This is a genomic window from Pseudomonas sp. G1002 (assembly GCF_013385455.1).
Taxonomy (GTDB): domain Bacteria; phylum Pseudomonadota; class Gammaproteobacteria; order Pseudomonadales; family Pseudomonadaceae; genus Aquipseudomonas.
Map to the genome: position 1 here is coordinate 65,659 of NZ_JACAPY010000017.1, position 24,178 is coordinate 89,836.

A 24,178-nucleotide genomic window follows, 5' to 3' on the forward strand; every position below is an offset into this window, starting at 1 on the left:
AGATGAAGGATCCTTAAATGGATAACTCCAACTCCCTGCCTCTGGGGTCGGCGACTGCGCCGGCAAAAGGACGCACCACCTCCAGCCGTATCAGGTCGATCTTCAGCGGATCGGTCGGCAACATGGTCGAGTGGTACGACTGGTACGTCTACGCGGCTTTCTCCCTGTATTTCGCCAAGACCTTTTTCCCGAAAGGCGACACCACCGCCCAACTCCTGAACACCGCCGCGATCTTCGCCGTGGGCTTCCTGATGCGCCCGATCGGTGGCTGGCTGATGGGCCTGTACGCCGACAAGGTCGGGCGTAAAAAAGCCTTGATGGCCTCGGTGTACCTGATGTGCTTCGGCTCTTTGCTGATTGCCCTGAGCCCGGGCTATGAAGCCATTGGTATCGGTGCGCCGATCCTGCTGGTATTCGCCCGTTTGCTGCAGGGCCTGTCGGTCGGCGGTGAATACGGCACCTCCGCCACTTACCTCAGCGAAATGGCGACCAAGGAACGTCGGGGCTTCTACTCCAGCTTCCAGTACGTGACCCTGATCTCCGGCCAGCTCATCGCCCTGGCGGTATTGATCGTGCTGCAACAATTGCTGACCACCGAACAACTGTACGACTGGGGCTGGCGTATCCCGTTCGCCATCGGCGCCCTGTGCGCGGTAGTGGCGCTGTACCTGCGTCGTGGCATGGAAGAAACCGAGTCGTTCACCAAGAAAGAAAAGGCCAAGGAAAGCGCAATGCGCACCTTGATGCGCCACCCCAAGGAACTGATGACCGTGGTCGGCCTGACCATGGGCGGCACCCTGGCGTTCTACACCTACACCACCTACATGCAGAAATACCTGGTGAACACCGTCGGCATGAGCATCTCCGACTCCACCACCATTTCGGCGGCCACGCTGTTCCTGTTCATGTGCCTGCAACCCATCATCGGCGGGCTGTCGGACAAGGTTGGCCGCCGGCCGATCCTGATCGCCTTCGGCGTCCTCGGCACCCTGTTCACCGTGCCGATCCTCACCACCCTGCACACCATCCAGACCTGGTGGGGCGCGTTCTTCCTGATCATGGCGGCGCTGATCATCGTCAGCGGCTACACCTCGATCAACGCCGTGGTGAAGGCCGAATTGTTCCCCACCGAAATCCGCGCTCTGGGCGTTGGCTTGCCCTATGCGCTGACCGTGTCGATCTTCGGCGGCACCGCTGAATACATCGCGCTGTGGTTCAAGAGCATTGGTATGGAAACCGGTTACTACTGGTACGTCACCGCGTGTATTGCGGTGTCGCTGTTGGTGTATGTGACCATGAAGGACACCCGCAAGCATTCGCGGATTACTACGGACTAAGGGTTCGGCAGGCGTAAAAAAAGGGCCATGTCAGTCAATGACACGGCCCTTTTTCATTGCCCTCAAGACAGCTCGGCAGCCGCCTGGCGTCCATACCGACGCTGGGCATACGCCGCCCCGGCAATCATCACCACCAGCACCGCCGCCAACACGGCCGACGAGCCGATGGTGCCAAAGTCCAGCCCGCCCTTTTCATGGGGTTTGGTCAGGAAGTCACCCAGGGTTGCGCCGAACGGCCGGGTCAACACAAACGCCACCCAGAACAGCAGCACCGACGAAATCCGCGTGAAGTATTTAAGCAACACCACCACCGCGATACTCGCTCCGATCAGCAACGCGCCACCAGCGAACCCCAGCCCGGAATCATCCGCGAGGAAATCACCCAGCGCCGTGCCCAGGGTGTTGGAGAACAGGATCGCCATCCAGTAGAACAGCTCACCGCGAAAGGTCTGCACCTTGTTCACGTTCAGCGAGTCGCCGCTGATACGCCACAGGGCAAAGATCGCCACCAGGATCGACACCAGAATCATCGAGCCCGTGGCATAACCCAGCCCCAGCGTGCGGTCCATAAAGTCCGACATGGTGGTGCCGGCGGTGCTGGTGGACAGGATCACGATCCAGTACAGCACCGGGTTGTAGGTTTTCGACCAGAGTTGCGTCACCAGAGTGACCAGGAACACGCTGATCAGGATCATCGAGCTGATGGCGTAGCCGACATTCAAGGTCATCGACAGCAAGTCCCCGGCGGTTTCGCCCAGGGTCGTGGCGCAGATTTTCATGACCCAGAACGCCAGGGTGATCTGAGGAAGTTTGTTCATTGTGCAGAAGGCTCCAAAGGCTCAGTCGTTCAATCGGTCGACTTACAGGGGGTGTCGACCTGGCGCGCAGACTGACCCGGGAGCTGTGAAAAATAGGTGGGGGCTGTATGAAAATTCCATATGGATGATAGAAATCCGCCGCGCCGGATTGCACTATGGTGCCCTCCCCAGAACCGCGCAGCAGGAACCCCGGCCATGTCCGACGATATTCATTTCTACGAACCCGCCAACGGCCACGGCCTGCCCCATGACCCGTTCAATGCGATTGTCGGCCCGCGCCCGATTGGCTGGATTTCGTCACACGACAGCCAGGGCCGCCTGAACCTGGCGCCCTACAGTTTCTTTAACGCGTTCAACTACATTCCGCCGATCATTGGGTTTTCCAGTGTCGGGCGCAAAGACAGCCTGAACAACATCGAACAGACTGGCGAATTCGTGTGGAACCTGGCTACCCGCCCGCTGGCCGAGCAGATGAACCAGAGTTGCGCGCCGGTATCACCCGAGGTCAACGAGTTTGAATTGGCCGGCTTGACGCCGGTGGCTTCAAAGGTGATCGCCGTGCCTCGCGTGGCCGAAAGCCCGGTGTCGTTCGAGTGCAAGGTGACGCAGATCATTCAGCTGCAGCGCGCCGACAAGGAGCTGGTGCCAAGCTGGTTGGTGCTCGGCGAGGTGGTCGCGGTGCATATCGCCAAATGGCTGCTGAAAGACGGGGTGTACGACACGGCTGCCGCCCAGCCGATCCTGCGTGGAGGTGGCCCGGCGGATTATTTTCAGTTGGGGCCGGAAGCGCTGTTCAAAATGTACCGCCCAGGCGCCGCGAAACGCTGATTGGAACGAGATAAAAATGTGGGAGCGGGCTTGCTCGCGAAGGGGGCGTATCAGTCAATGCATATGCCAACTGATCCACCGCATTCGCGAGCAAGCCCGCTCCCACACAAGCCCGCTCCCAGATTTGGATCAGCGGTGTTTTTAGTTGGCGGAAGTTGCCCAAGAGAGCTGACCGTCTTCATCTACATCGACCAAGCGCTCCAGTTGCAGAGCTGCGGCATCGTCGGCGTCGGAGGCAGTCTTGAACGTCTGTCCATCGAGGATCTTGTGAAAGCGCGGTGCGCCCATGCCATCCAGCGCCTTGACGGCGATGGCGGCGCTATAGCCACCCTCTTCTTCACGCACCAAGGCGGAAACGGCTTCGTGGTGGGCAAACTCTTTACGTGCCATGTTGCAGGTCCTGGCCAATGGGAAAGGCGGCCATTCTAAAGCACTAGCCCGCCAGTTGCAGGTACTCGCCATAGGCATTGGCCGCCGAGGCGTCGGTAAAGGTCTGGAAGTCCATACTGCGAACCACCATGTCATTCAACAACTCGGTGAAGACCATCAGCGCCGGCGAGCTGAAGTAGGCACTCATCGCCTGCTCGCTGCTCCAGAAGCCCGACACCAACCACACATCCGGGTCGGCCAGGGAGTGCTGCAACGAGAATTGCAGGCAACCCTGAGCCTGGCGGCCCGGTTCGATCAAACTGCTCAAGCGTGCACCCAGTTCGGTGCTGTACCCGGTACGGGCACGGATAAAGGCCATATGGCTCGCGGGAATGGGGGTGGACATGTTCGACTCTCCCGTTGAGAAGTGATGCTCGGCAAGCACTGTGAGGGCGTGTTGCCACAGGATCAAAGATACGGGCGCGGGTGTGGATGCGGTTAGTCAATTCCTGCTGGCTTATTGCACAATCCTGCGAGATACGTAGATATAGCAATCGGCCTGCGAAGTTTATTCCCGGCATGACTGCCGTATTTCAGGGGCATGACAGGCCCCGGCTTGCCTGATTCACGATTTTTCGCAGGATCAGGCAAGGATTGTGCAGAATCGAAATACCGCTTTTTGCAAAGCCGCCCTTAAGCTGTGCCCATCGTCAAAGCACCAGAGGATGTCCCATGTCGTCGCCCGAACTTCGCTCCAAACCCCTCGACGCCGATATGGAAAAGCAGCGCGCAGAACTCGCCGGCATCGTTCGCCGGCATACCTGGGAGGATGGTTCCTACGGCACGGCGATCACGTCGCTGTATCTCAACCGCCATAACTCCCCGCGTGAATTTACGCCGGTGCTGGTTGAACCCGCGCTGTGCATCCTCGCCCAGGGCAGCAAGGAAGTGCGCCTGGCGGATGAAGTCTTCGCCTACGACCCGCTCAATTACCTGGTGTTTTCGGTAGCGATGCCGGTGGCCGGGCGCATCCTTGATGCCACGCCGGAAGACCCCAACCTGTCGATTCGGGTGAATATCGACCCGGCACAGATCACCGCACTGATTGCCGAAGCCGGGCCGATGGGCGTGCCCCCGCGCCCGACCTCCCGAGGGATGTATGTCGACCGCCTGGACAGCCAGCTACTGGACGCCGTGCTGCGCCTGACCCGATTGCTCGACGCACCGAAAGACATCGCAATGCTCGCGCCGCTGATCAATCGGGAAATTCTCTATCGCCTGTTGCGCGGTCCACAGGGTTATCGGCTGTATGAAATTGCCGTCGCCAACAGTCAGAGCCATCGGGTGAGCCAGGCGATCACCTGGTTGAACGGCAACTACGAACAGCCCCTGCGCATTGATGACCTGGCCAAGGAAGTGAACCTCAGCGTCTCGACCTTGCACCACCGCTTCAAGGCGATGACCGCCATGAGCCCGTTGCAGTACCAAAAACAGTTGCGCTTGCAGGAGGCTCGGCGGTTGATGATCGCCGAGGGCCTGGAAGCCTCGGCGGCGGGGTATCGGGTGGGCTATGAGAGCCCATCACAGTTCAGCCGCGAATACAGCCGGCTGTTTGGTGCGCCGCCGTTGCGGGATCTGGCCAGGTTGCGCCAGAGCGTCTAACCACGGTTATAACACCGGATACTAATAATGTGGCGAGGGAGCTTGCTCCCGTTGGACTGCGCAGCAGTCCCATCTTTTGGGGCCGCTTCGCGCCCCAACGGGAGCAAGCTCCCTCGCCACAAGTACTCAATCAGCTGCGGTATTGGTGGTGTTCAATCCAGGCCACGAGGCAGTTGCAAGGTCACCCGCAAACCGCCCTCCCGCAGATTCTGCAAACTCACTTCACCGCCATGGCTGTGGGCAATGTTGCGGGCGATGCCCAGGCCCAGGCCGTAACCCTGTTGCTGCCCGGCCAGGCGGAAGTGCGGCTCGAAGACCTGCTCCAGGCGCTGTTCCGGCACGCCCGGGCCTTCGTCGTCGACGTGAAGGATGAATTCCGCGCCATCGTCTTCAATATGCAAATGGGCGTTCTGCCCGTACTTCAGGGCGTTGTCGATCAGGTTGCCGATGCAGCGCTTGAGCGCCAGCGGCTTGCCCGGGTACGTCGTAAGTGCCCGACCATGTTGGGTCACGCGCCCATTGCCGTTGGGCGCCAGGTACGGCTCCACCAGGCAGTCGAGTACGTGGTTGAGGTCCACCGGTTCGATGTTTTCGTGGATGTCGGTGTCCTTCACGCACTGCAACGCGCCTTTGACCAGCAACTCCAGTTCATCCAGGTCGCGGCCGAACTTGGCTTGCAGGTTCTCGTCTTCCAGCAATTCCACCCGCAACCGCAGGCGTGTGATGGGTGTGCGCAGGTCGTGGGAAATGGCGCTGAACAGCTGGCTGCGTTCGGTCAGGTAACGGCTGATGCGTTCGCGCATGGCATTGAACGCGCGGCCTACTTCCACCACTTCGCTGCCGCCGCCTTCGGCCACCGGCTCCACGTCGGCGCCCAGGGACATGTCCCGCGCCGCCCTCGCCAGGCGCTTGAGTGGACGGCTTTGCCAGTGCACCAACAGGCCGATAAACAGCAGCAGGAAGCCGCTGGTGAGCACGATAAACCACACCTGCTGGTATGGCAGGCCTTGTTCTTCGAGGCTGGTATAGGGTTCGGGCAGCAAGGAGGCAATGTAGAGCCATTCGCCCTGGGCCAGCTGGATCTGGGTGACCAACACCGGCGGATTCACCGGTTCCAGGGTCAACGCGTAATGCGCCCAGGAGCGCGGCAATTCATCGAGTTTCAAGCCGGCGTTGAAGATGCGCAGGTCTTCGGCGCTGACGAACTCCACCGAAACATGCACGTCGCTGCCCAGGGTCTGGCGCAACACTTCTTCGACAGCACCGAGCACTGCATGCTTGCGCGGGGTTTCCGGCAATACCGCCATGTCCAGGGGCTTGTCGTTGAGCGTCACCACAAACCGGGTACCGCCCATGCTGCGCAACTGGTCCAGTACCAACGGCCGGAAGGCCACCGGCAACGAGCGGAAATAACTGACGCTGGCGGTCATCGAATGCGCCAGGCTGCGGGCGGCGGTTACCAGGCCTTCAAGCTGGGTAGCGCGCAATTGCGAGACCCAGATCACGCTGGACAACGCCTGGGCAAACAGCACCGCCAACAGGGTCAGCAGTAACATCCGCCCCAGCAGCGAACGCGGTACCGGGATGCGCCGGCGCAGTTCACGCAGGCGCTCAGTGGGCATTGCCGGCAACCACGCTGGCTGCCAATTGATAGCCACTGCCGCGCACGGTGCGGATCAGCCGGGGTGGTTTTTCGGTGTCGCGCAGGCGTTGGCGCAGACGGCTGACGGCCATGTCGACAATCCGGTCCAGGGGCATCAGGTCGCGGCCACGGGTGGCGTTGCCGATGGTGTCGCGGTCGAGGATTTGCTGGGGGTGGTCGAGGAACAGTTTGAGCAGGGCAAAATCGGCGCCGGAAAGAATCACTTCCTCGCCGTCGACGTGGAACAGCCGGTGGCTGACCATGTCCAGGCGCCACTCGCCAAACACCAGCACCTCGCCCCCGCTGCGCTCCTGGCCAAACTGGCAACGCCGCAACAGGGCCTTGATACGGGCCTGCAGCTCACGGGGGCTGAAGGGTTTGCCGATGTAATCGTCGGCACCCAGCTCCAGGCCGATGACGCGGTCGGCTTCGTCGGAACTGGCGGTTAGCATGATGATCGGCACCTGCGCCTGGCGCGGGTGCTGGCGGATCCAGCGGCAAAGGCTGAAGCCGTCTTCGTCCGGCAGCATCACATCAAGGATCACCAGGTCGCACGGCGCTTCGTTCATCGCCTGGCGGAACCCCGCGCCATCCGGCACGCCACGCACCTGGAAACCGGCGCGGCTGAGGTAGGTTTGCAGCAACTCGCGGATTTCCTGGTCGTCGTCGACCAGGAGAATGGATTTACTGATTACGCTCACGGGGTCCTCCTTGTTGTTATGGCCAAGCTTAAGTCATTTGTTGCCCTTGAGGCCGCCTTCGCGAGCAAGCCCGCTCCCACATTCGACCTCATTCATCCAGTTGGAATGGGATTGAATGTGGGAGCGGGCTTGCTCGCGAAGAGGCCATCACTGCCTACGCAAATGCCTGCTCAAGCGCCACACCAGCACCTGTCAACCCTGAATACGGTGCCGTCACCAGCCACACCGGAATGCCTTTGAAGTAGTCGCTCATGCAGCCCTTGTCGCCAAAACTCCTGGCAAAACCACTCTTGATAAAGAAATCGGCAAAGCGCGGGATCACCCCACCCACGATGTACACGCCACCACGACCGCCGGTGGTCAGCACGTTGTTACCGGCAACGCGGCCCAGCCAGATACTGAACTGGTCCAGCACTTCCAGGGCTATCGGGTCACCCGCCAGGCCAGCGGCAGTGATGGCTTCGGGAGTTTCCAGAACCGCCTCGTGACCGTCCACCGCGCAGATCGCCCGGTACAACCTGGGCAAACCGCCACCGCTCAAGGCAGTTTCAGCGCTGACATGGCCGATCTCATTGTAGATGTGCTGCCACAGCTGGACTTCACGCGGGCTGCTCACGGGCAGGTCGACATGGCCGCCCTCCCCCGGCAATGCCGCCCAACGGCCATGGCCGAGGTCGAGCAAGGTGCCCACGCCCAGGCCAGTGCCCGGGCCAATCACCACCGCAGGGCGCAACGGCTCCGGCGTGCCTTCGCACACCACGCGGAATTCGTCGGGCTTCAGGCGGGTCATGCCCAGGGCCATGGCCGAGAAATCATTCACCAGCAGCAGCTCGTCCACCTGCAAGGTCTTGCAGAACGCAGTCTTGCTCAGGCGCCAGTGATTGTTGGTGAATTTAAATTCATCTCCACTCACCGGCCCCGCGACCGACAGGCACACCGCGCCAATCGAGCCGATGGCCAGGCCTTCTTCCTTCAGATAGACCTGGATCGCCTCTTCCGGGCTGGCATGATCCGCCGTCGCATGGACGCGGATCGAATGCAGCTCCTGATCCCGCCACAACGCAAAACGGGCGTTGGTACCACCGATATCACCGACCAGCGCTAGCTTCACTTAAGTGTCTCCAAGGCAGAGGTAAAGGCGCTGGCGCCCTGCTCTGCGGAGCTTGCAGCCAAACGCATAAACGCAAACAACTCGCGACCGGCCCCCACGTTATTGCCCAGAAGGCCCGTGGCAGGCGCGCGCGCGGCAAATTCTTCGGCGTCCACCTTAAGCTCCAAGGTGCCTTTGACGCCATCCACGCGAATGATATCGCCATCGCGCACACGTGCCAGTGGCCCGCCGCTCTGGGCTTCGGGGTTGACGTGAATCGCGGCGGGAATCTTACCCGAGGCGCCGGACATGCGCCCGTCTGTTACCAACGCCACTTTGAAGCCACGATCCTGCAACACGCCCAGGAACGGGGTCATCTTGTGCAATTCCGGCATGCCGTTGGAGCGCGGGCCCTGGAAACGCATCACCGCAACAAAGTCTTTTTCCAACTCACCGGCCTTGAACGCGTCGGCCAGGTCTTGCTGGTCCTGGAACACCACGGCCGGGGCTTCGACGATTTGATGTTCGAGGGCCACGGCGGAAACCTTCATCACACCCCGGCCGAGGTTGCCTTCCATTACCCGCAGGCCGCCTTCCGGGGAAAACGCACGGGCCACGGGACGCAGAATGGTTTCGTCGAGGCTTTCGATCGGGCCTTCACGCCATACCAGCTCGCCGTCCACTAGGAACGGTTCCTGGGTGTAGCGGCTCAGGCCATGACCGGCCACGGTGTTGACGTCGTTGTGCAGCAGGCCGGCTTCCAGCAGTTCGCGGATCAGGAACGACATGCCTCCCGCCGCCTGGAAGTGGTTGATGTCGGCCTTGCCGTTTGGATACACGTGGGACAGGGTCGGCACCACTTCGGAGAGGTCGGCCATGTCATCCCAAGTCAGGATGATGCCCGCCGACATGGCGATGGCCGGCATGTGCAGGGTGTGGTTGGTGGACCCACCAGTGGCGTTGAGGGCGATGATGGAGTTGACGATGGATTTCTCGTCGACGATCTCGCCGATCGGCGTGAAGCTGCCGTTGGCCTTGGTCAGGCGCGTGACCTGGTGCGCGGCTTCGCGGGTCAGGGCGTCACGCAGCGGCGTGTACGGGTTGACGAACGAGGCGCCCGGCAGGTGCAGGCCCATGACTTCCATCAGCAACTGGTTGGTGTTGGCGGTGCCGTAGAAGGTGCAGGTGCCCGGGCTGTGGTAGGACTTCATCTCCGATTCCAGCAGCTCTTCGCGGGTGGCCTTGCCTTCGGCGTAGCGCTGGCGCACGTCGGCTTTCTGTTTGTTGGAGATCCCCGACGGCATCGGGCCGCCCGGTACGAAGATCATCGGCAGGTGGCCGTAGCGCAGGGCGCCCATCATCAGGCCGGGGACGATCTTGTCGCAGATACCCAGCATCAGCGCGGCGTCGAACATGTTGTGGGACAGCGCTACCGCTGTGGACATGGCAATCACTTCGCGGCTCAGCAGGCTGAGCTCCATGCCTGGCTCGCCCTGGGTCACGCCGTCGCACATGGCGGGGGTACCGCCGGCGAACTGGCCAACAGAACCGACTTCACGCAGGGCCTTTTTGATTTGCTCGGGGAAATGTTCGTATGGCTGGTGGGCCGACAGCATGTCGTTATATGACGAAACAATTGCCACGTTGGCGGCGTTCATCATGCGCAGGCTGTTTTTGTCTTCGGTGCCACACCCGGCCACGCCGTGGGCAAAGTTGGCGCATTGCAGCTTGCCGCGCATCGGGCCGTCGCTGGCAGCGCCGCGAATGAGCGCAAGGTATGCCTCACGGGTTGCACGGCTGCGGGCGATAAGCCGTTCGGTGACCTCAAGTACGCGGGGATGCATGTATAGAACTCCAGGCTAACGGATGTGGCGACCTGAGTGTCTATGCTGGTCAAAAGCCCGCCGCGAAGAGGTTGGCAGGGTGTTGCTTGACCAATCGGACCAGTTGATTCAGGTCACTCGTTGTAGATTGAACAAAATATTGCCACTAAAAAGGCTTGTTTTCTATTTTTATGCGAATAATCTTGTAATTCTTACAACAAATCGACGACAGGCACCTTCCAATGACTCTACGTATCGCTATCAATGGTTTTGGCCGTATTGGCCGTAATGTCCTGCGCGCACTTTATACCCAAGGCTACCGTCAGGATTTGCAGATCGTCGCCATCAACGATCTCGGCGACAGCTCGATCAATGCCCACCTGCTTAAATACGACACCGTCCACGGTACTTTCGACGCAGAGGTCGCTCATGATCAGGAAAGCCTGACCGTGAATGGTGACCGGATTGCCGTGAGTGCCATTCGCAACCCGGCCGACCTGCCGTGGGCTGCGCACAAGGTGGACGTGGTGTTCGAATGCACCGGTCTGTTCACCGACCGTGACAAGGCCGCCGCCCATATTACCGCCGGCGCGCGCAAGGTAATCATCTCGGCCCCGGCCAAGGGCGCCGATGCCACCGTGGTGTACGGGGTAAACCATGACATTTTGCGTCAATCCCACCAGATCATCTCCAACGCTTCCTGCACCACCAACTGCCTGGCGCCAGTGGCCCAGGTGCTGCACCGCGAGCTGGGCATCGAAAGCGGCCTGATGACCACCATCCACGCCTACACCAACGACCAGAACCTGACCGACGTCTACCACACCGACCCGTACCGCGCGCGCTCGGCCACCCAGAACATGATCCCGAGCAAGACCGGCGCTGCCGAAGCCGTGGGCCTGGTGCTGCCGGAACTGGCAGGCAAGCTGACCGGCATGGCCGTGCGTGTACCGGTGATCAACGTGTCGCTGGTGGACCTCACCGTGCAACTGAAAAAAGAAGCCAGTGCCGAGCAGGTCAACGCGCTGCTGAAAGAAGCCAGCCAGCACTCGAAAATCCTCGGCTACAACACCCTGCCGCTGGTTTCCAGTGACTTCAACCATAACCCGCTTTCGTCGATCTTCGACGCCAATCACACCAAAGTGAGCGGCAAACTGCTGAAAGTGCTGGCCTGGTACGATAATGAGTGGGGCTTCTCGAACCGGATGCTGGATAACTGCCTGGCGCTGTGCAACGCCGAGTAATGCTCGGCCTGTAGGAGCGAGCTTGCTCGCGAAAAACGCAAAACCACCGCGTTTATTCAGGATGCCAGCGATATCGTTGACGCCCTTCGCGAGCAAGCTCGCTCCTACAGTAATCCAAAGTGCCACTTGCCATTTGCGTTGATGATAAGCATTATCATTCGCTGCAAATCGGTCTGGTATCACTGTGAGCCAATCTCGTTTCAACCAAGTCTTCCTCACCCAACGGGTGATTTTGCTGCGCACCTTGCAGCGGATGGTGAATAACCACAGCACCGCCGAGGACCTGTTGCAGGAAACCTACCTGCGCGTTACCCGGGCCCTGAGCGAACGGCCGATCGACCACCTCGAACCCTTTGTCTACCAGACGGCGCGCAACCTGGCGCTGGATCACCTGCGCGCCCGCAGGATTCAGGCCCGCACCCTGCAGGAAGATGTCCCGCTGGACGTCCTGCAAAGCGTCGCCTCCCCCGTCAGCACCCCCGAAGACGCGACACAGGCCGAGCAATTGCTCGAGCACCTGAGTGTCAGCCTCGGCCAGTTGAGCGCCCGCCAGCAGCAGATATTCATCCTCAGCCGCCTGCACGGTTGCAGCTATCAGGAGATCGCCGACAAGCTCGACGTGTCCCTGAGCACCGTGCAGAAGGAACTGAAACTGATCATGGCCATCTGCATAGGTGTGGCCGAAAGACTGGATCGTCCTTAAGCTTTGTCGGCACAGTCTGTAGGACTATTGATTAAAACGTGGCGAAGACCCGAGGAACACCGTGACGGAACCGAATAAACGGCACCCCCATGAGCTGGCTCATGAGGTGTTGCAAGACGCGGCCATGGACCAAGCCCTCGACTGGCTGATCGCCTTGCAGTGCCCGCAACCTGGGCAGCAAGCGGAATTTGAAGCCTGGCTCGCCAACGACCCGTTAAACGCCGAAGCCTTCATCAAGGCCCAGACTGCCTGGAGCGGAGCGCCCGTTCACAGCGCTGCCGTCGCCCTGAGTGCGCCACGCAAACCCAGCGCCTGGCGCCGTATCAAACCGCACTGGAAGCCCCTGGCCACTGCCGCCGTGTTGCTGCTGGGCCTGTTCAGCTTCAGCAACCTGCCTATGCGCCTGCAGGCCGACCATCTGACCGTGGTGGGCGAGCGCCAGCGCCTGCAGCTGGACGATGGCTCGAAAGTGTTGCTCAACACCAATTCAGCCTTCTCCAGCAGCATCAAGGACCACCAGCGCATCGCCCGCCTGTATCAGGGCGAGGCGTTTTTCGAAGTGCTGCCCAGCCGTGGCCTGCCCCTGGAAATCGACGCCGGCCCGGTGCGCGCCAGCGTGAGGGACACCTCTTTCGCGGTGCGCTACCTGAACGGTGAAGCCCAGGTTCAGGTACAGCGTGGTGATGTCGACCTGAGCAACACGTTTGACGACGCGCGGGTGCGCCTGAGCGCCGGTGAAAGTATCCGCATCGGGCCCAAGGGCTTCGGCCAACCGGCCAAACTCGACACCACCAAGGACCTGGCCTGGGTCGACGGCCGGCTGATCTTCGAAAACTGCCCGATGAGCGAAGTGCTGGCCGAATTGCGTCGCTACTACCCCGGCTGGATCGTCAACAACAACGACAGGCTCGCCAGCGTGGCCGTCACCGGCAATTACCGGCTCGACCAGCCGCTCGACGTGGTGCGCTCCCTGGCCCACATCACCTCGGCCAAGCTCTCGGAATACCCGGCGCTGGTGATCCTGAACTAAATGAGAATTATTTTTACTCGATAGCCAGCGACGATACGTCTCGTTATAGCCAATGCAACTGATTCCTATTTGATTCAGTGCGCAACTATAAGATTCGTACCTTCCGGAGCGCTCTCGATGTCGTCTCGTTTCAACCGCCGGTCCTCTTCGCCCGTTCGCCGCCACGGCTTGTCGCTGCTGACGGCCGCAATCCTGTTGGCCGGTGCGCCCGTCATGGCCGCCACCGCCGCCGAGCCTGCCAGCCGCAGCCAGGGCAACTACAGCTTCAGCATCGAGCAGCAATCTCTGGTCTCGGCGCTGAACGCCTTCACCGCAGTGACCGGCTGGCAAGTCGGCCTGCCCGCTGAGCTGGGCCAGGGTGTGTCGTCCCCTGGCGTGCGCGGCTCATTGCCGGCGGATAAAGCCCTGGACCGGCTGTTGGTGGGGACCAACCTGGGCTATCGCAAACTGGGCAACAACAACATCGTGCTGGAAAAACGCGTCGCCGTCGGCGCCATCACCCTGCAACAGATGACCATCAGTGCCACCCGCCAGGAACAGGCCGTGGACAGCGTGCCCAGCACCGTGACCGTGCACGACCGCGAAGAACTGGACCGCCAGAACGTCAACACCATCCGTGAACTGGTGCGTTATGAGCCAGGTGTTTCGGTGGGCGGTGCCGGCACCCGCTCCGGCAATGCCGGCTACAACATTCGCGGGATCGACGGCGACCGCATCTTGACCCAGGTGGACGGCGTCGAAGTCCCCGACAACTTCTTCAACGGCCCCTACGCCAAGACCCGCCGCAACTACGTCGACCCGGAAATCGTCAAGCGCGTGGAAATCCTGCGCGGCCCGGCCTCGGCCTTGTACGGCAGCAGCGCCATCGGCGGCGCGGTGAGCTATTTCACCCTCGACCCCAACGACATCATCAAGCCCGGCCAGGACTACGGCGCGCGCCTGAAGACCGGCTACAGCTCCGCCGATGAGAGCTGGCTGACCTCCGGCACCGTCGCCGGTCGCGTGCAGGACTTCGACGGCTTGCTGCACCTGAGCCAGCGCAACGGTCACGAGATGGAATCCTACGACGGCAATAACGCCACCGGCCTGGCCCGCACCGGCGCCAACCCGGAAGATGCGCGCACCACCAACGTGCTGGCCAAACTGGGTTGGAACTACGGCGAAGACAACCGCCTGGGCCTGACCTACGAGAAGTTCAAGGACGATCGCGACACCAACCTGAAAAACGCAGTGGGTGGCCCGTTTGTCGGTGGCCAGGGCTTCAACTTCTACCGCGGCCGCACGGGCAACGACACCATCACCCGCGAACGCTTCGGCATCGAAAACAAGTTCGCCCTCGACTCGCCGATTGCCGATCACATCAAGACCAGCCTCAACTACCAGATCGCCAAGACCGACCAGACCACCGCAGAAATCTACCAGCCATCGCGCAAGGTATTGCGCACCCGCGAGACCCTGTACGAAGAGAAGCAGTGGGTATTCGACGCGCAGTTGGACAAGGCTTTCAGCATCGGCGAAACCGACCATGTCGTGACCTACGGCACCACCCTCAAGCAGCAGAAAGTCACCGGTTCCCGTGAGGGCGCCGCGACCTGCCTGGCGGTCGGCGCAGGCTGCACCGCCATCGGTGCACCAAGCCCGTCGGCCGCCGACAGCGTGAAAAAAGCCAGCGACTTCCCCGACCCGACCATCAACTCCTACGCGCTGTTTGCCCAGGACCAGATTGCCTGGGACAAGTGGACCTTCCTGCCCAGCGTACGGTACGACTACATCCAGCTCAAACCCAAGCTGACCCAGGAATTCCTCAATACCGTTGACCCGACACGCATCTACGACCACAGCGATTCGGAAAAGAACTGGCACCGTGTAACGCCAAAATTCGGCATCACTTATGCCCTGACCGAGCAATACACCTGGTTCGGCCAATACGCCGAAGGCTATCGCACGCCATCGGCCAAGGCCTTGTATGGCCGCTTTGAAAACCTGCAGCAGGGCTACACCGTCGAACCCAACCCGGACCTCAAGCCGGAAAGCAGCCGGGGTGTCGAAACCGGGATTCGCGGCAACTTCGACTCGGGCTCGTTTGATGTGGCGGTGTACTACAACAAGTACCGTGATTTCATCGACGAAGATGCCTCGGTTGCCGGTGGCACCGTCCAGCAGTTCGAAGCCAACAACATCAAGCACGCCACCATCAAGGGCGTGGAGGCCAAGGGCCGCTTGAGCCTCGACGCATTCGGCGCACCGCAGGGCCTGTATACCCAAGGCTCGATTGCCTACACCTACGGGCGCAATGACGACAACGGCGAACCGTTGAACAGCGTCAACCCGCTCAAGGGCGTGTTCGGCCTGGGCTATGACCAGCAGAACTACGGTGCGCTGGTCAGCTGGACCCTGGTCAAGAAACAGGACCGCGTCGACAGCACCACCTTCTTCGCCCCTGACGGCAACAGCGCCAACGGCCCGTTCAAGACCCCGGGTTTCGGCATCGTCGACCTGACCGGCTTCTACAAGGTCACCAACGACGTGACCATCAACGGCGGCCTGTACAACCTGACGGACAAGAAATACTGGAACTGGGATGACGTGCGCAGCTACGACAGCGTCGGCGAAGCCGGTGTGACCGGCCCGGCCAACCTCGACCGCCTGACCCAGCCGGGCCGCAACTTTGCGATCAACCTGATCTGGGACATCTGATCCATGGAGCCTCATCCCGACGCAATTTAATCCGCGCCGGGGTGAGGATTTTTTACTGTGACGCGTCTTCTGGTTCGTCTAGTTCATAACAGCCTGGCAACCAGACGCTTTCTCTTCTCAAGGACTCCCCGATGACCGCCTCCCCTACCGCAGAACGTGCAGCCCTGCGCTCCCAGCGCCTGAACCAGATCACCAACGAACCGCACACCAAGCTCGATGCGTTGGTGAAGGCCCATGCACCGTTTGAAACCCAGGCCAACTTCGCCCGCTTCGTGGTCGCACAGTACCTGTTCCAGTCGGAGCTGGTGGCGCTGTACAACGATGCCGAGTTGATCAAGATCGTCCCTGACCTCGCTGAACGCTGCCGTGCCGAAGCAGCCAAACTGGACCTGGGCGACCTGGACACCGAAGTACCGGCCCCGGTCGCCGGCGCCGTGAAAAACCCGAGCAAGGCCGAAGCCTTGGGCTGGCTGTTCGTGTCCGAAGGCTCCAAGCTGGGCGCCGCGTTCCTGATCAAGCGTGCCGTGGGCCTGGGCCTGAGCGAAACCTTCGGTGCCCGTCACCTGGGCGAGCCGGCAGGTGGTCGCGCTGAAGGCTGGAAGCGCTTCACCCGCACCCTCGACGCACTGGAATTCACCGCTGAAGAAGAAGCCGAAGTGGAGAAAGGCGCGATTGATGCGTTCGTGCGCTTCACCGTGTTGCTGGAACAGGCGTACGCTAGCGCCCCTGAACTGGCCTGATTCCCTGATTGGAATGCAATCAAATGTGGGAGCGGGCTTGCTCGCGAATGCCGTGGTTCAGTCACCAGATATATTGACTGAACCACCGCATTCGCGAGCAAGCCCGCTCCCACATTTTGATCCGGTTTCACTTTGAATCCTTCGTAAATCCATCCATGCAAACCGCACCCATGACCGGCAAAACCCAATCCTCATCCAAAATCGCCCGCGTCCTGTTCGGCCTGCTGGCCTACGTCAGCCTGGGCATCGGCTTGATTGCGATTGTGGTACCGGGCTTGCCCACCACCGAGTTCATCCTGCTGGCCGCCTGGGCCGCCACCAAAAGCTCGCCGCGCCTGAGTGCCTGGCTGGAAAACCACCGGCTGTTCGGGCCGATCCTGTTCAATTGGCGCAATGGCAAGATCATCGCCCGCCGGGCCAAAGTCAGCGCCACCGTGAGCATGCTGCTGTGCGCCGGCCTGATGCTGGTGATGCTCGACCACGGCTGGCCGATCTACCTGGCCATCGCCGGAATGAGCATGGGCAACCTGTGGATCTGGTCGCGACCGGAACGTCTCCCGCAACCCACCTGACACCCTGACTACCGCTCATCGGCTCCCGCTCATGAACTGCCGGCCCAAGCCGATGTTCCGGGCATAGCGCCGAATGGACTCGCCTGAGCTTGCATACTAATAAGTCCATTCGCGGGTACTTCTATGTTCGACACCCTCTCCATTCGCTTGAAAATCGTGCTGTTGTCCGGTCTGTGCCTGCTGGGGGTGATCGCCCTGGTGGTCGGCATGAACCTGTACCAGACCAACCAGAACGACGAACTCATCAGCGATTCAAGCTCGCGAATGCTCACCGACAGTGTGCAGAACCTGCTGCAGGCCAAGGCCGCCGAGCAAGCGGTACAACTGCAAAAAACCTTCGGTGAAAGCCTGTTGGTGGTGACGGCCCTGGCCGACCAGATCAAGGACCTGCGCACTCTGGCCGGCAAGCGCTCGTTGGATGCCGGGGCCCTGCGTGAAGAACTCAACCACAGCCTGAAAACCGCCTTCGACCGCAACACCAAGGTGCTCGGCATCTGGCTGTCGTTCGAGCCCAACGCCCTCGATGGCAAAGACAGTGAATTCGTCAATGATGCCGCCCGTGTGTCCAACGAAAAAGGCCGCTTTTCCAGCTACTGGAGCCGCGCCGGCGGTGAAGGCCTGAACACCGTGATGGTCGAGGATGACCTGACCAAGACCACCCTCAACCTCAGCGGCACGCCCTACAACATCTGGTACACCTGCCCGCGGGACACAAAAAACACCTGCCTGCTGGACCCGTATGAAGACACCGTGGCCGGCAAGCCGGTGTTGATGACCACCATTTCCCTGCCGCTGCTGGTCGACGGCAAAGTGATCGGCGTGGTCGGTGTGGACCTCGCCCTCAATGCCCTGCAAGCGGCGACCGATGCGGCGCAAAAAGAACTGTTCAACGGCGCCGGAATTCTCGAAATACTGTCCGGTAACGGCTTGATCGCCGGCTACAGCGGCGAGCCGGCCAAAGTCGGCAAAAACCTGGTGGACACCCTCGGTGCCGAAGGCAAAGAGATCGTGCAACTGCTGGCCAGCGATACCCGCAAGATCCGCGAGGAAGACGGCACGATTCGCGCCGTGTACCCGGTCAAACCGATTGCCGACGCCAAATCCTGGGGCGTGGTGATCAAACTGCCCAAACAAGTGCTGCTAGCAGACTCGCTCAAACTCCAGGCGGTGCTCGACAAGGCTCAGGCCAGTGGCACTGTCAAGGCGTTGCTGGTAGGCGCAGCCGCCGGGCTGCTGGGCCTGTTGCTGATCTGGCTGACCGCCACCGGTGTGACCCGGCCGATCAACAGCGTGGCCGCCATGCTCAAGGAAATCGCCAGCGGCGACGGCGACCTCACCCAGCGCCTGGCCTACGGTAAAAAAGATGAACTGGGGGAACTGGTGAACTGGTTCAACCGCTTCCTCGACAAGCTGCAGCCGACCATCGCGCAGATCAAGCAAAGCATCACCGAAGCCCGTGGCACCGCCGACCAGTCCTCGGCAATCGCGCGCCAGACCAGCGAAGGCATGCAGGTGCAGTTCCGTGAGATCGACCAGGTGGCCACCGCCTCGAATGAAATGAGCGCCACCGCCCACGACGTGGCCAACAGCGCCTCCAACGCCGCCAGCGCGGCCCGCGGCGCCGACCAGTCAGCCCGCGAAGGCATGCAGATCATTGAACGCAGCACCCGCGACATCACCACCCTGGCCGAAGAAGTCAGCAAGGCCGTGACCGAAGTCGAAGCCCTGGCGGTGAACAGCGAGCAGATCGGCTCGGTACTGGAAGTGATCCGCAGCATCGCCGAACAGACCAACCTGCTGGCCCTGAACGCTGCGATTGAAGCGGCGCGAGCCGGGGAAAGCGGGCGCGGTTTTGCGGTGGTGGCCGACGAGGTGCGCAACCTGGCCAAGCGCACCCAGGATTCAGTGGAGGAGATTCGCCTGGTGATCGAACGCATCCAGACTGGCACCCGTGGAGTGGTGGCGACCATGCATTCGAGCCAGACCCAGGCGCAGAACAACGCCGGGCAGATTCATCAGGCGGTGCAGGCCCTGGGCAAGATCAGCGATGCGGTAACGGTGATCAGCGACATGAACCTGCAAATCGCCAGCGCCGCCGAGCAGCAAAGTGCGGTGGCCGAGGAGGTCAACCGCAACGTCTCGGCAATCCGCACAGTGACCGAAACCCTGACCGGCCAGGCCACCGAATCGGCGGCCATCAGCAGCCAGCTCAACGCCCTGGCCAGCCAGCAGATGAAGCTGATGGATCAGTTTCGGGTTTGACCCGGGCTTGAAGCCAGTAAGCACCCAATGTGGGCGCGGGCTTGCTCGCGAATACGGTGGATCAGTCGGTACATGTATTGACTGACACACCGCATTCGCGAGCAAGCCCGCTCCCACACAAGCCCGTCCACATTTAGAGTTGCGGTGCCTTATTGACCCGTCCAGGCCGCCACAAACGGCGCGAGGTCTTCTTTCGGCGCGGTACGCGGCGGGTTTTGTGGGGTGCCCAGGTAGAGGAAGCCAATCACTTCCTCATCCGCCTTCAGCCCGAGGCCTTTGGCGACATGGGCCGAGTACGACAACTCACCGGTGCGCCACACCGCGCCGATCCCCTGGGCGTACGCCGCCAGCAGAATCCCGTGAGCCGCACAGGCCGCCGCCAGCAGCTGCTCGGATTTTGGCACTTTGAAATGTTCTTGCAGGCGGGCAATCACCACCACCACCAACGGCGCCCGCAGCGGGCCGTTCTGCGCCTTGTCGATCGCGGCCTGGGGCGCGTCGGCGTCCTGCAGGCGGGCGGCTTCGGCCAGCAGGGTGCCCATGCGCTCACGTGCCGCACCTTCCACCGTCAGGAAGCGCCAAGGCCGCAGCTGGCCGTGGTCGGGCGCGCGCATGGCAGCGGCGAACAGCAGGTCGCGCTGCTCCTGGGTCGGTGCCGGGTCCAGCAGTCGCGGCACGGAAACACGGTTGAGCAAAGCGTCGAGAGCCTGCATTGGCCACCTCCAGAGAAAAATGTGCGGTCATTCTAGCGGGAATGAATCGGATACCACCAAACGATAATTGCTCTTATTCAATCCGCCCTGCCCTGTTAGACTTTGCGGCCTTATTTTCAGCCTACGTTCAGGAAGACTGATGTCCCGTTCGCCCCTTCGCCTGTCTGCACTGTTGATGGCCTTGAGCCTGAGTGCCTGCGATGACGCCCCGCGATTCACCAAGGCCGAGCCTGGTGAAGCGCGTGCCGGTGGCGCGACCACGGTGAGGAAGACCGACCAGAACGCCTTCTCCCTGCCCTCGGCCAACCTGTCGCCCACCCGGCGCCTGGACTTCAGCGTCGGCAACAGTTTCTTTCGCAGCCCCTGGGTGATTGCCCCGTCCACCACCACTGCCCGCGACGGGCTGGGCCCGCTGTTCAATACCAATGCCTGCCAGAACTGCCATATTAAGGATGGCCGTGGGCATCCGCCATTGCCCGATGCGCCCAACGCGGTGTCGATGCTGGTACGCCTGTCGATTCCCGATGCACCGCCCTATGCGAAGGTCATCGAGCAACTGGGTGTAGTCCCCGAGCCGGTCTACGGTGGGCAATTGCAGGACATGGCCGTGCCCGGCGTCGCCCCGGAGGGCAAGGTGCGGGTCGACTACACGCCGGTCAACGTCCGCTTCAAGGACGGCACCGTGGTCGAATTGCGCAAGCCGGCCCTGCAAATCACCCAGCTCGGTTATGGGCCGATGCACCCCGACACGCGCTTCTCGGCGCGAGTTGCACCGCCGATGATCGGCCTGGGGCTGCTCGAAGCGATCCCCGACGCCGACATCCTGCGCAACACCGACCCGAAAACCGCCGACAAGGAAGCCATCGTCGGGCGGGCGAATTGGGTCTGGGACGACGCGCAACACAAGACCGTACTCGGTCGATTTGGCTGGAAAGCCGGGCAACCGAACCTCAATCAACAAAATGTTCACGCGTTCTCTGGTGATATGGGCCTGACCACCTCCCTGAGACCGTTCGATGACTGCACCGATGCACAAGTGGCCTGCAAACAGGCGCCCAACGGCAATGGCCCGGATGGCGAGCCTGAGGTCAGCGACAACATCCTGCGCCTGGTGCTGTTCTACACCCGCAACCTGGCCGTCCCCGCCCGCCGCGACGTCAACGCACCGCAAGTGCTGGCCGGGAAAAACCTGTTCTACCAGGCCGGTTGCCAGGGCTGCCACACCCCGCAATTCACCACGGCGCCCACCGCCGCCGAACCTGAATTGGCTAACCAGGTGATTCGCCCCTACAGCGACTTGCTGCTGCACGACATGGGCGACGGCCTCGCCGACAACCGCAGCGAATTCAAGGCCAGTGGCCGCGACTGGCGCACGCCGCCGTTGTGGGGCATTGGCCTGACGCAAGCCGTCAGTGGCCACACCCAGTTCTTGCATGACGGCCGCGCCCGCAACCTGATGGAGGCCGTGCTGTGGCACGGCGGTGAAGCCCAGGCGGCGCAGCAGCATGTGTTGTCGTTCAATGCCGAGCAGCGCGCCGCGTTGCTGGCATTTCTGAATTCTTTATAAGCTTTGTCCTAATTACAGAAGGGAGCTCGACATGTTCCGTCCCAAGTTGTTGTTCACCAGCCTGGCCGCCCTCGCCCTCGGTGCGTGCTCGCCCCAGGACCCGCAAGCGGTGACCTCGGCGGCCATCGCCAAGCAAGTGATCCTGCCGACCTACAGCCGCTGGGTTGAAGCCGACCGCCAACTGGCCGTCAGCGCCCTGGCCTACTGCCAGGGCAAGGAAAGCCTGGAGACCGCCCGCGCCGACTTCCTGCACGCGCAAAAGGCCTGGGCCGAGTTGCAACCGCTGCTGATCGGCCCGCTGGCCGAGGGCAACCGCTCGTGGCAGGTGCAGTTCTGGCCGGACAAGAAAAACCTGGTGGGTCGTCAAGTCGAGCAACTGGTGACCGCCCAACCACAGATCGACGCCGCCGCCCTGGCCAAATCCAGCGTCGTGGTGCAGGGCCTGTCGGCCTACGAATACATCCTCTACGACGCCAAGACCGATCTGGCGGACGAGACGCAAAAAGCTCGCTACTGCCCGTTGCTGGTAGCCATCGGCGAGCGCCAGAAACTGCTGGCCGAAGAGATCCTGTCGAGCTGGAACAGCACCGACGGCATGCTGGCGCAGATGACCAAGTTTCCTAACCAGCGCTACGCCGATTCCCACGAAGCCATCGCCGACCTGCTGCGGGTTCAAGTGACTGCGCTGGACACCCTGAAGAAAAAACTCGGCACCCCGATGGGCCGCCAGACCAAGGGCATCCCGCAACCGTTCCAGGCCGATGCGTGGCGCAGCCAGTCGTCCCTGCAAAGCCTGGAAGCCAGCCTGGCTGCCGCCCAGACCGTCTGGGTCGGCGTCGACAACAAAGGCCTGCGCGGCCTATTGCCTGCCGATCAAAAGCCCCTGGCTGACAAGATCGACGCCGCGTATGCCGCCTCCCTGAAACTCTTCGCCAGCAACCAGCGTACGCTGAATGAAATGCTGGCCGACGATGCCGGGCGCCAGCAACTCAACGATATCTACGACAGCCTCAACGTGGTCCACCGCCTGCACGAAGGCGAGCTGGCCAAGGCGCTGGGCATCCAACTGGGCTTTAACGCCAACGACGGTGACTGATGATGCTCAGGCGACAGGCTTTGGCCCTCGGCAGCGTGCTGCTCAGTGCGATCACTTTGGGCGGCTGGACGCTGTTCAAGCAGAAGGGCAAAAGCCCGCTGCTGCTCTCGGCGCGGGATGACAGTGATGGCAGGCACTACGCCGTCGGCTTTCGCCTGGACGGCAAGCAGGTATTTGCCACCGAGGTCGGCCAGCGCTGCCACGACATCATCAACCACCCGACGCTGCCGATTGCGCTGTTTGTCGCCCGCCGGCCCGGCACCGAGAGTTACCTGATCGACTTGCGGGACGGGGCGCTGCTGCAAACCATCACCTCCAAGGCCAATCGCCACTTTTACGGGCATGCGGTGGTGCACAAGGATGGCGAGTGGTTGTATGCCACGGAGAACGACACGTCTGATCCGGGCCGTGGCTTGCTTGGGGTGTATCGGTTCGAGGGTGAGCGGTTGGTGCACACCGGGGAGATTTCTACCCATGGGATTGGGCCGCATCAGGTGTCGTGGATGCCTGATGGCGAGACGCTGGTGGTGGCTAATGGCGGGATTCGTACCGAGGCGGAGAGCCGGGTCGAGATGAACCTGAATGCCATGGAGCCGAGCCTGGTCCTGATGAAGCGCGACGGGACGCTGTTGAGCAAGGAGACCCTGGGCCAGCAGATGAACAGTGTGCGGCATATGGGGATTGCCAGCGACGGGACGATCCTCGCGGGGCAGCAATTCATGGGGCCTTCTCATGAGCGTTCGGAGTTGCTGGCGATCAAGCGGCCGGGGCAGGCGTTTGTGGCGTTTCCGGTGGCGGATGAGCAATTGCAGGCCATGGGGCACTACACGGCCAGTGTGGCGGTGCACAGCGAGTTGCGGCTGGTGGCGTTGACGGCGCCACGGGGGAATCGATTCTTTATCTGGAACATGGACAGCGCGCAGTTGCTGCTGGACGGGCCGTTGCCGGATTGTGCCGGGGTGGGTGCGGTGGCTGATGGGTTTGTGGTGACTTCCGGGCAGGGGCGTTGCCGGTTTTATGATTGTCGGCAGGTGCCGTTGGTGGGCAAGCCGCTGGAGTTGCCGGCGGGGCTTTGGGATAACCATCTGCATCTGGTTTGATTGGGGGGCATATCCGTTGCTGCGGTAACGGCGGCTTATGGTTCCGCTCTTACAGCGGCTCACTTTTGAAGAGCGCAAAAGTAAGCAAAACGCTCTTGCCCCACCACTCGGCACCTCGCTTAGGCTCGGTGTGCCCTCACTCCGGCTTTGGACCGTGGGCCGCCGTCATGGGCCATCCCTGGCC

At 61.6% G+C, this 24,178-nt stretch carries 21 protein-coding genes and 1 pseudogene; 14 read left to right on the forward strand and 8 right to left on the reverse strand.

The features are described from left to right. The first annotated feature begins 17 nt into the window (after positions 1-17). The gene (locus tag HX801_RS08335; RefSeq protein ID WP_003214136.1) at positions 18-1,337 is read left to right on the forward strand and encodes an MFS transporter; all 1,320 of its coding nucleotides are present in this window, start codon (positions 18-20) and stop codon (positions 1,335-1,337) included. A gap of 62 nt (positions 1,338-1,399) precedes the next feature. Here HX801_RS08335 and HX801_RS08340 read toward each other — a convergent pair whose 3' ends face one another. After that, entirely contained in the window at positions 1,400-2,155 is a 756-nt protein-coding gene (locus HX801_RS08340) for a hypothetical protein (protein WP_102605691.1), read from the reverse strand. Positions 2,156-2,350: 195 nt separating this feature from the next. On the opposite strand from HX801_RS08340, the gene HX801_RS08345 reads away from it, so the two are divergent. After that, complete coding sequence (locus HX801_RS08345; protein ID WP_177021873.1) at positions 2,351-2,983, forward strand: flavin reductase family protein; 633 nt, start codon at positions 2,351-2,353, stop codon at positions 2,981-2,983. A 141-nt stretch (positions 2,984-3,124) separates the two neighbouring features. Here HX801_RS08345 and HX801_RS08350 read toward each other — a convergent pair whose 3' ends face one another. Together HX801_RS08350 and HX801_RS08355 are read right to left on the reverse strand one after the other, a co-directional pair. Next, positions 3,125-3,373, reverse strand: a complete 249-nt coding sequence (locus tag HX801_RS08350) for a hypothetical protein (protein ID WP_003214132.1) — start codon at positions 3,371-3,373, stop codon at positions 3,125-3,127. A gap of 43 nt (positions 3,374-3,416) precedes the next feature. Beyond that, on the reverse strand, positions 3,417-3,758 hold the full coding sequence (locus HX801_RS08355; RefSeq protein WP_003214130.1) for an antibiotic biosynthesis monooxygenase family protein: 342 nt from the start codon (positions 3,756-3,758) through the stop codon (positions 3,417-3,419). Positions 3,759-4,084: 326 nt separating this feature from the next. On the opposite strand from HX801_RS08355, the gene HX801_RS08360 reads away from it, so the two are divergent. Beyond that, positions 4,085-5,014, forward strand: coding sequence for an AraC family transcriptional regulator (locus HX801_RS08360; protein ID WP_003214128.1), 930 nt, complete (start codon positions 4,085-4,087; stop codon positions 5,012-5,014). Between the two features lie 152 nt (positions 5,015-5,166). Here HX801_RS08360 and HX801_RS08365 read toward each other — a convergent pair whose 3' ends face one another. The 4 genes from HX801_RS08365 to edd all read right to left on the reverse strand — a co-directional run bounded on the left by HX801_RS08365 (position 5,167) and on the right by edd (position 10,291). Continuing rightward, complete coding sequence (locus HX801_RS08365; protein WP_003214126.1) at positions 5,167-6,636, reverse strand: ATP-binding protein; 1,470 nt, start codon at positions 6,634-6,636, stop codon at positions 5,167-5,169. After that, positions 6,626-7,357 carry a response regulator gene (locus HX801_RS08370; RefSeq protein WP_003214124.1) on the reverse strand — a complete coding sequence of 244 codons (732 nt, stop codon included), beginning with the start codon at positions 7,355-7,357 and terminating at the stop codon, positions 6,626-6,628. Before HX801_RS08370 ends, HX801_RS08365 begins: the two co-directional genes overlap by 11 nt. 154 nt (positions 7,358-7,511) lie before the next feature. Beyond that, positions 7,512-8,468 carry a glucokinase gene (locus tag HX801_RS08375; protein ID WP_177021874.1) on the reverse strand — a complete coding sequence of 319 codons (957 nt, stop codon included), beginning with the start codon at positions 8,466-8,468 and terminating at the stop codon, positions 7,512-7,514. Then, a complete protein-coding gene (edd, locus tag HX801_RS08380) occupies positions 8,465-10,291 on the reverse strand; it encodes a phosphogluconate dehydratase (RefSeq protein WP_003214119.1) in 1,827 nt (608 codons plus the stop codon). Before edd ends, HX801_RS08375 begins: the two co-directional genes overlap by 4 nt. A 221-nt stretch (positions 10,292-10,512) precedes the next feature. On the opposite strand from edd, the gene gap reads away from it, so the two are divergent. From gap to HX801_RS32255, 8 genes and pseudogenes are all read left to right on the forward strand, one after another. Then, complete coding sequence (gene gap / locus HX801_RS08385) at positions 10,513-11,514, forward strand: type I glyceraldehyde-3-phosphate dehydrogenase (protein ID WP_003214117.1); 1,002 nt, start codon at positions 10,513-10,515, stop codon at positions 11,512-11,514. Positions 11,515-11,698: 184 nt separating this feature from the next. Beyond that, a complete protein-coding gene (locus HX801_RS08390; protein WP_003214115.1) occupies positions 11,699-12,217 on the forward strand; it encodes an RNA polymerase sigma factor in 519 nt (172 codons plus the stop codon). Positions 12,218-12,278: 61 nt separating this feature from the next. Then, positions 12,279-13,247: a FecR domain-containing protein gene (locus tag HX801_RS08395; RefSeq protein WP_177021875.1), complete on the forward strand. Its 969-nt coding sequence runs from the start codon at positions 12,279-12,281 to the stop codon at positions 13,245-13,247. 117 nt (positions 13,248-13,364) lie between these two features. After that, on the forward strand, positions 13,365-15,944 hold the full coding sequence (locus HX801_RS08400; RefSeq protein ID WP_177021876.1) for a TonB-dependent receptor: 2,580 nt from the start codon (positions 13,365-13,367) through the stop codon (positions 15,942-15,944). A gap of 131 nt (positions 15,945-16,075) precedes the next feature. Further along, entirely contained in the window at positions 16,076-16,684 is a 609-nt protein-coding gene (locus tag HX801_RS08405; protein WP_003214109.1) for a biliverdin-producing heme oxygenase, read from the forward strand. A gap of 170 nt (positions 16,685-16,854) precedes the next feature. Beyond that, a complete protein-coding gene (locus HX801_RS08410) occupies positions 16,855-17,256 on the forward strand; it encodes a YbaN family protein (RefSeq protein WP_008435511.1) in 402 nt (133 codons plus the stop codon). 264 nt (positions 17,257-17,520) lie between these two features. Then, positions 17,521-18,660, forward strand: a pseudogene (locus HX801_RS32250) (HAMP domain-containing protein); the annotation flags it as partial. Positions 18,661-18,762: 102 nt separating this feature from the next. Beyond that, positions 18,763-19,518, forward strand: a complete 756-nt coding sequence (locus HX801_RS32255; RefSeq protein WP_371103562.1) for a methyl-accepting chemotaxis protein — start codon at positions 18,763-18,765, stop codon at positions 19,516-19,518. A 149-nt stretch (positions 19,519-19,667) separates the two neighbouring features. On the opposite strand, the gene HX801_RS08420 is transcribed toward HX801_RS32255, so the two are convergent. Beyond that, positions 19,668-20,231: an NAD(P)H nitroreductase gene (locus HX801_RS08420; RefSeq protein WP_003214103.1), complete on the reverse strand. Its 564-nt coding sequence runs from the start codon at positions 20,229-20,231 to the stop codon at positions 19,668-19,670. Between the two features lie 139 nt (positions 20,232-20,370). On the opposite strand from HX801_RS08420, the gene HX801_RS08425 reads away from it, so the two are divergent. The 3 genes from HX801_RS08425 to HX801_RS08435 are packed head-to-tail and all read left to right on the forward strand — an operon-like array spanning position 20,371 to position 23,994. Further along, the gene (locus HX801_RS08425) at positions 20,371-21,798 is read left to right on the forward strand and encodes a di-heme oxidoredictase family protein (RefSeq protein ID WP_008435515.1); all 1,428 of its coding nucleotides are present in this window, start codon (positions 20,371-20,373) and stop codon (positions 21,796-21,798) included. A 31-nt stretch (positions 21,799-21,829) separates the two neighbouring features. Beyond that, positions 21,830-22,894, forward strand: coding sequence for an imelysin family protein (locus HX801_RS08430; RefSeq protein WP_102606236.1), 1,065 nt, complete (start codon positions 21,830-21,832; stop codon positions 22,892-22,894). Between the two features lie 2 nt (positions 22,895-22,896). Beyond that, positions 22,897-23,994 (forward strand): DUF1513 domain-containing protein, encoded by a 1,098-nt coding sequence (locus HX801_RS08435; RefSeq protein ID WP_087694475.1) that lies wholly within the window; start codon positions 22,897-22,899, stop codon positions 23,992-23,994. Positions 23,995-24,178: the final 184 nt, after the last annotated feature.

Excerpts from the sequence above, each read along its gene's own strand:
- HX801_RS08335 (WP_003214136.1), top strand. The coding sequence starts at position 18 with ATGGATAACTCCAACTCCCTGCCTCTGGGGTCGGCGACTGCGCCGGCA.
- HX801_RS08340 (WP_102605691.1), bottom strand. The coding sequence starts at position 2,155 with ATGAACAAACTTCCTCAGATCACCCTGGCGTTCTGGGTCATGAAAATC.
- HX801_RS08345 (WP_177021873.1), top strand. The coding sequence starts at position 2,351 with ATGTCCGACGATATTCATTTCTACGAACCCGCCAACGGCCACGGCCTG.
- HX801_RS08350 (WP_003214132.1), bottom strand. The coding sequence starts at position 3,373 with ATGGCACGTAAAGAGTTTGCCCACCACGAAGCCGTTTCCGCCTTGGTG.
- HX801_RS08355 (WP_003214130.1), bottom strand. The coding sequence starts at position 3,758 with ATGTCCACCCCCATTCCCGCGAGCCATATGGCCTTTATCCGTGCCCGT.
- HX801_RS08360 (WP_003214128.1), top strand. The coding sequence starts at position 4,085 with ATGTCGTCGCCCGAACTTCGCTCCAAACCCCTCGACGCCGATATGGAA.
- HX801_RS08365 (WP_003214126.1), bottom strand. The coding sequence starts at position 6,636 with ATGCCCACTGAGCGCCTGCGTGAACTGCGCCGGCGCATCCCGGTACCG.
- edd (WP_003214119.1), bottom strand. The coding sequence starts at position 10,291 with ATGCATCCCCGCGTACTTGAGGTCACCGAACGGCTTATCGCCCGCAGC.
- gap (WP_003214117.1), top strand. The coding sequence starts at position 10,513 with ATGACTCTACGTATCGCTATCAATGGTTTTGGCCGTATTGGCCGTAAT.
- HX801_RS08400 (WP_177021876.1), top strand. The coding sequence starts at position 13,365 with ATGTCGTCTCGTTTCAACCGCCGGTCCTCTTCGCCCGTTCGCCGCCAC.
- HX801_RS08405 (WP_003214109.1), top strand. The coding sequence starts at position 16,076 with ATGACCGCCTCCCCTACCGCAGAACGTGCAGCCCTGCGCTCCCAGCGC.
- HX801_RS08410 (WP_008435511.1), top strand. The coding sequence starts at position 16,855 with ATGACCGGCAAAACCCAATCCTCATCCAAAATCGCCCGCGTCCTGTTC.
- HX801_RS32255 (WP_371103562.1), top strand. The coding sequence starts at position 18,763 with ATGCAGGTGCAGTTCCGTGAGATCGACCAGGTGGCCACCGCCTCGAAT.
- HX801_RS08420 (WP_003214103.1), bottom strand. The coding sequence starts at position 20,231 with ATGCAGGCTCTCGACGCTTTGCTCAACCGTGTTTCCGTGCCGCGACTG.
- HX801_RS08425 (WP_008435515.1), top strand. The coding sequence starts at position 20,371 with ATGTCCCGTTCGCCCCTTCGCCTGTCTGCACTGTTGATGGCCTTGAGC.
- HX801_RS08430 (WP_102606236.1), top strand. The coding sequence starts at position 21,830 with ATGTTCCGTCCCAAGTTGTTGTTCACCAGCCTGGCCGCCCTCGCCCTC.
- HX801_RS08435 (WP_087694475.1), top strand. The coding sequence starts at position 22,897 with ATGCTCAGGCGACAGGCTTTGGCCCTCGGCAGCGTGCTGCTCAGTGCG.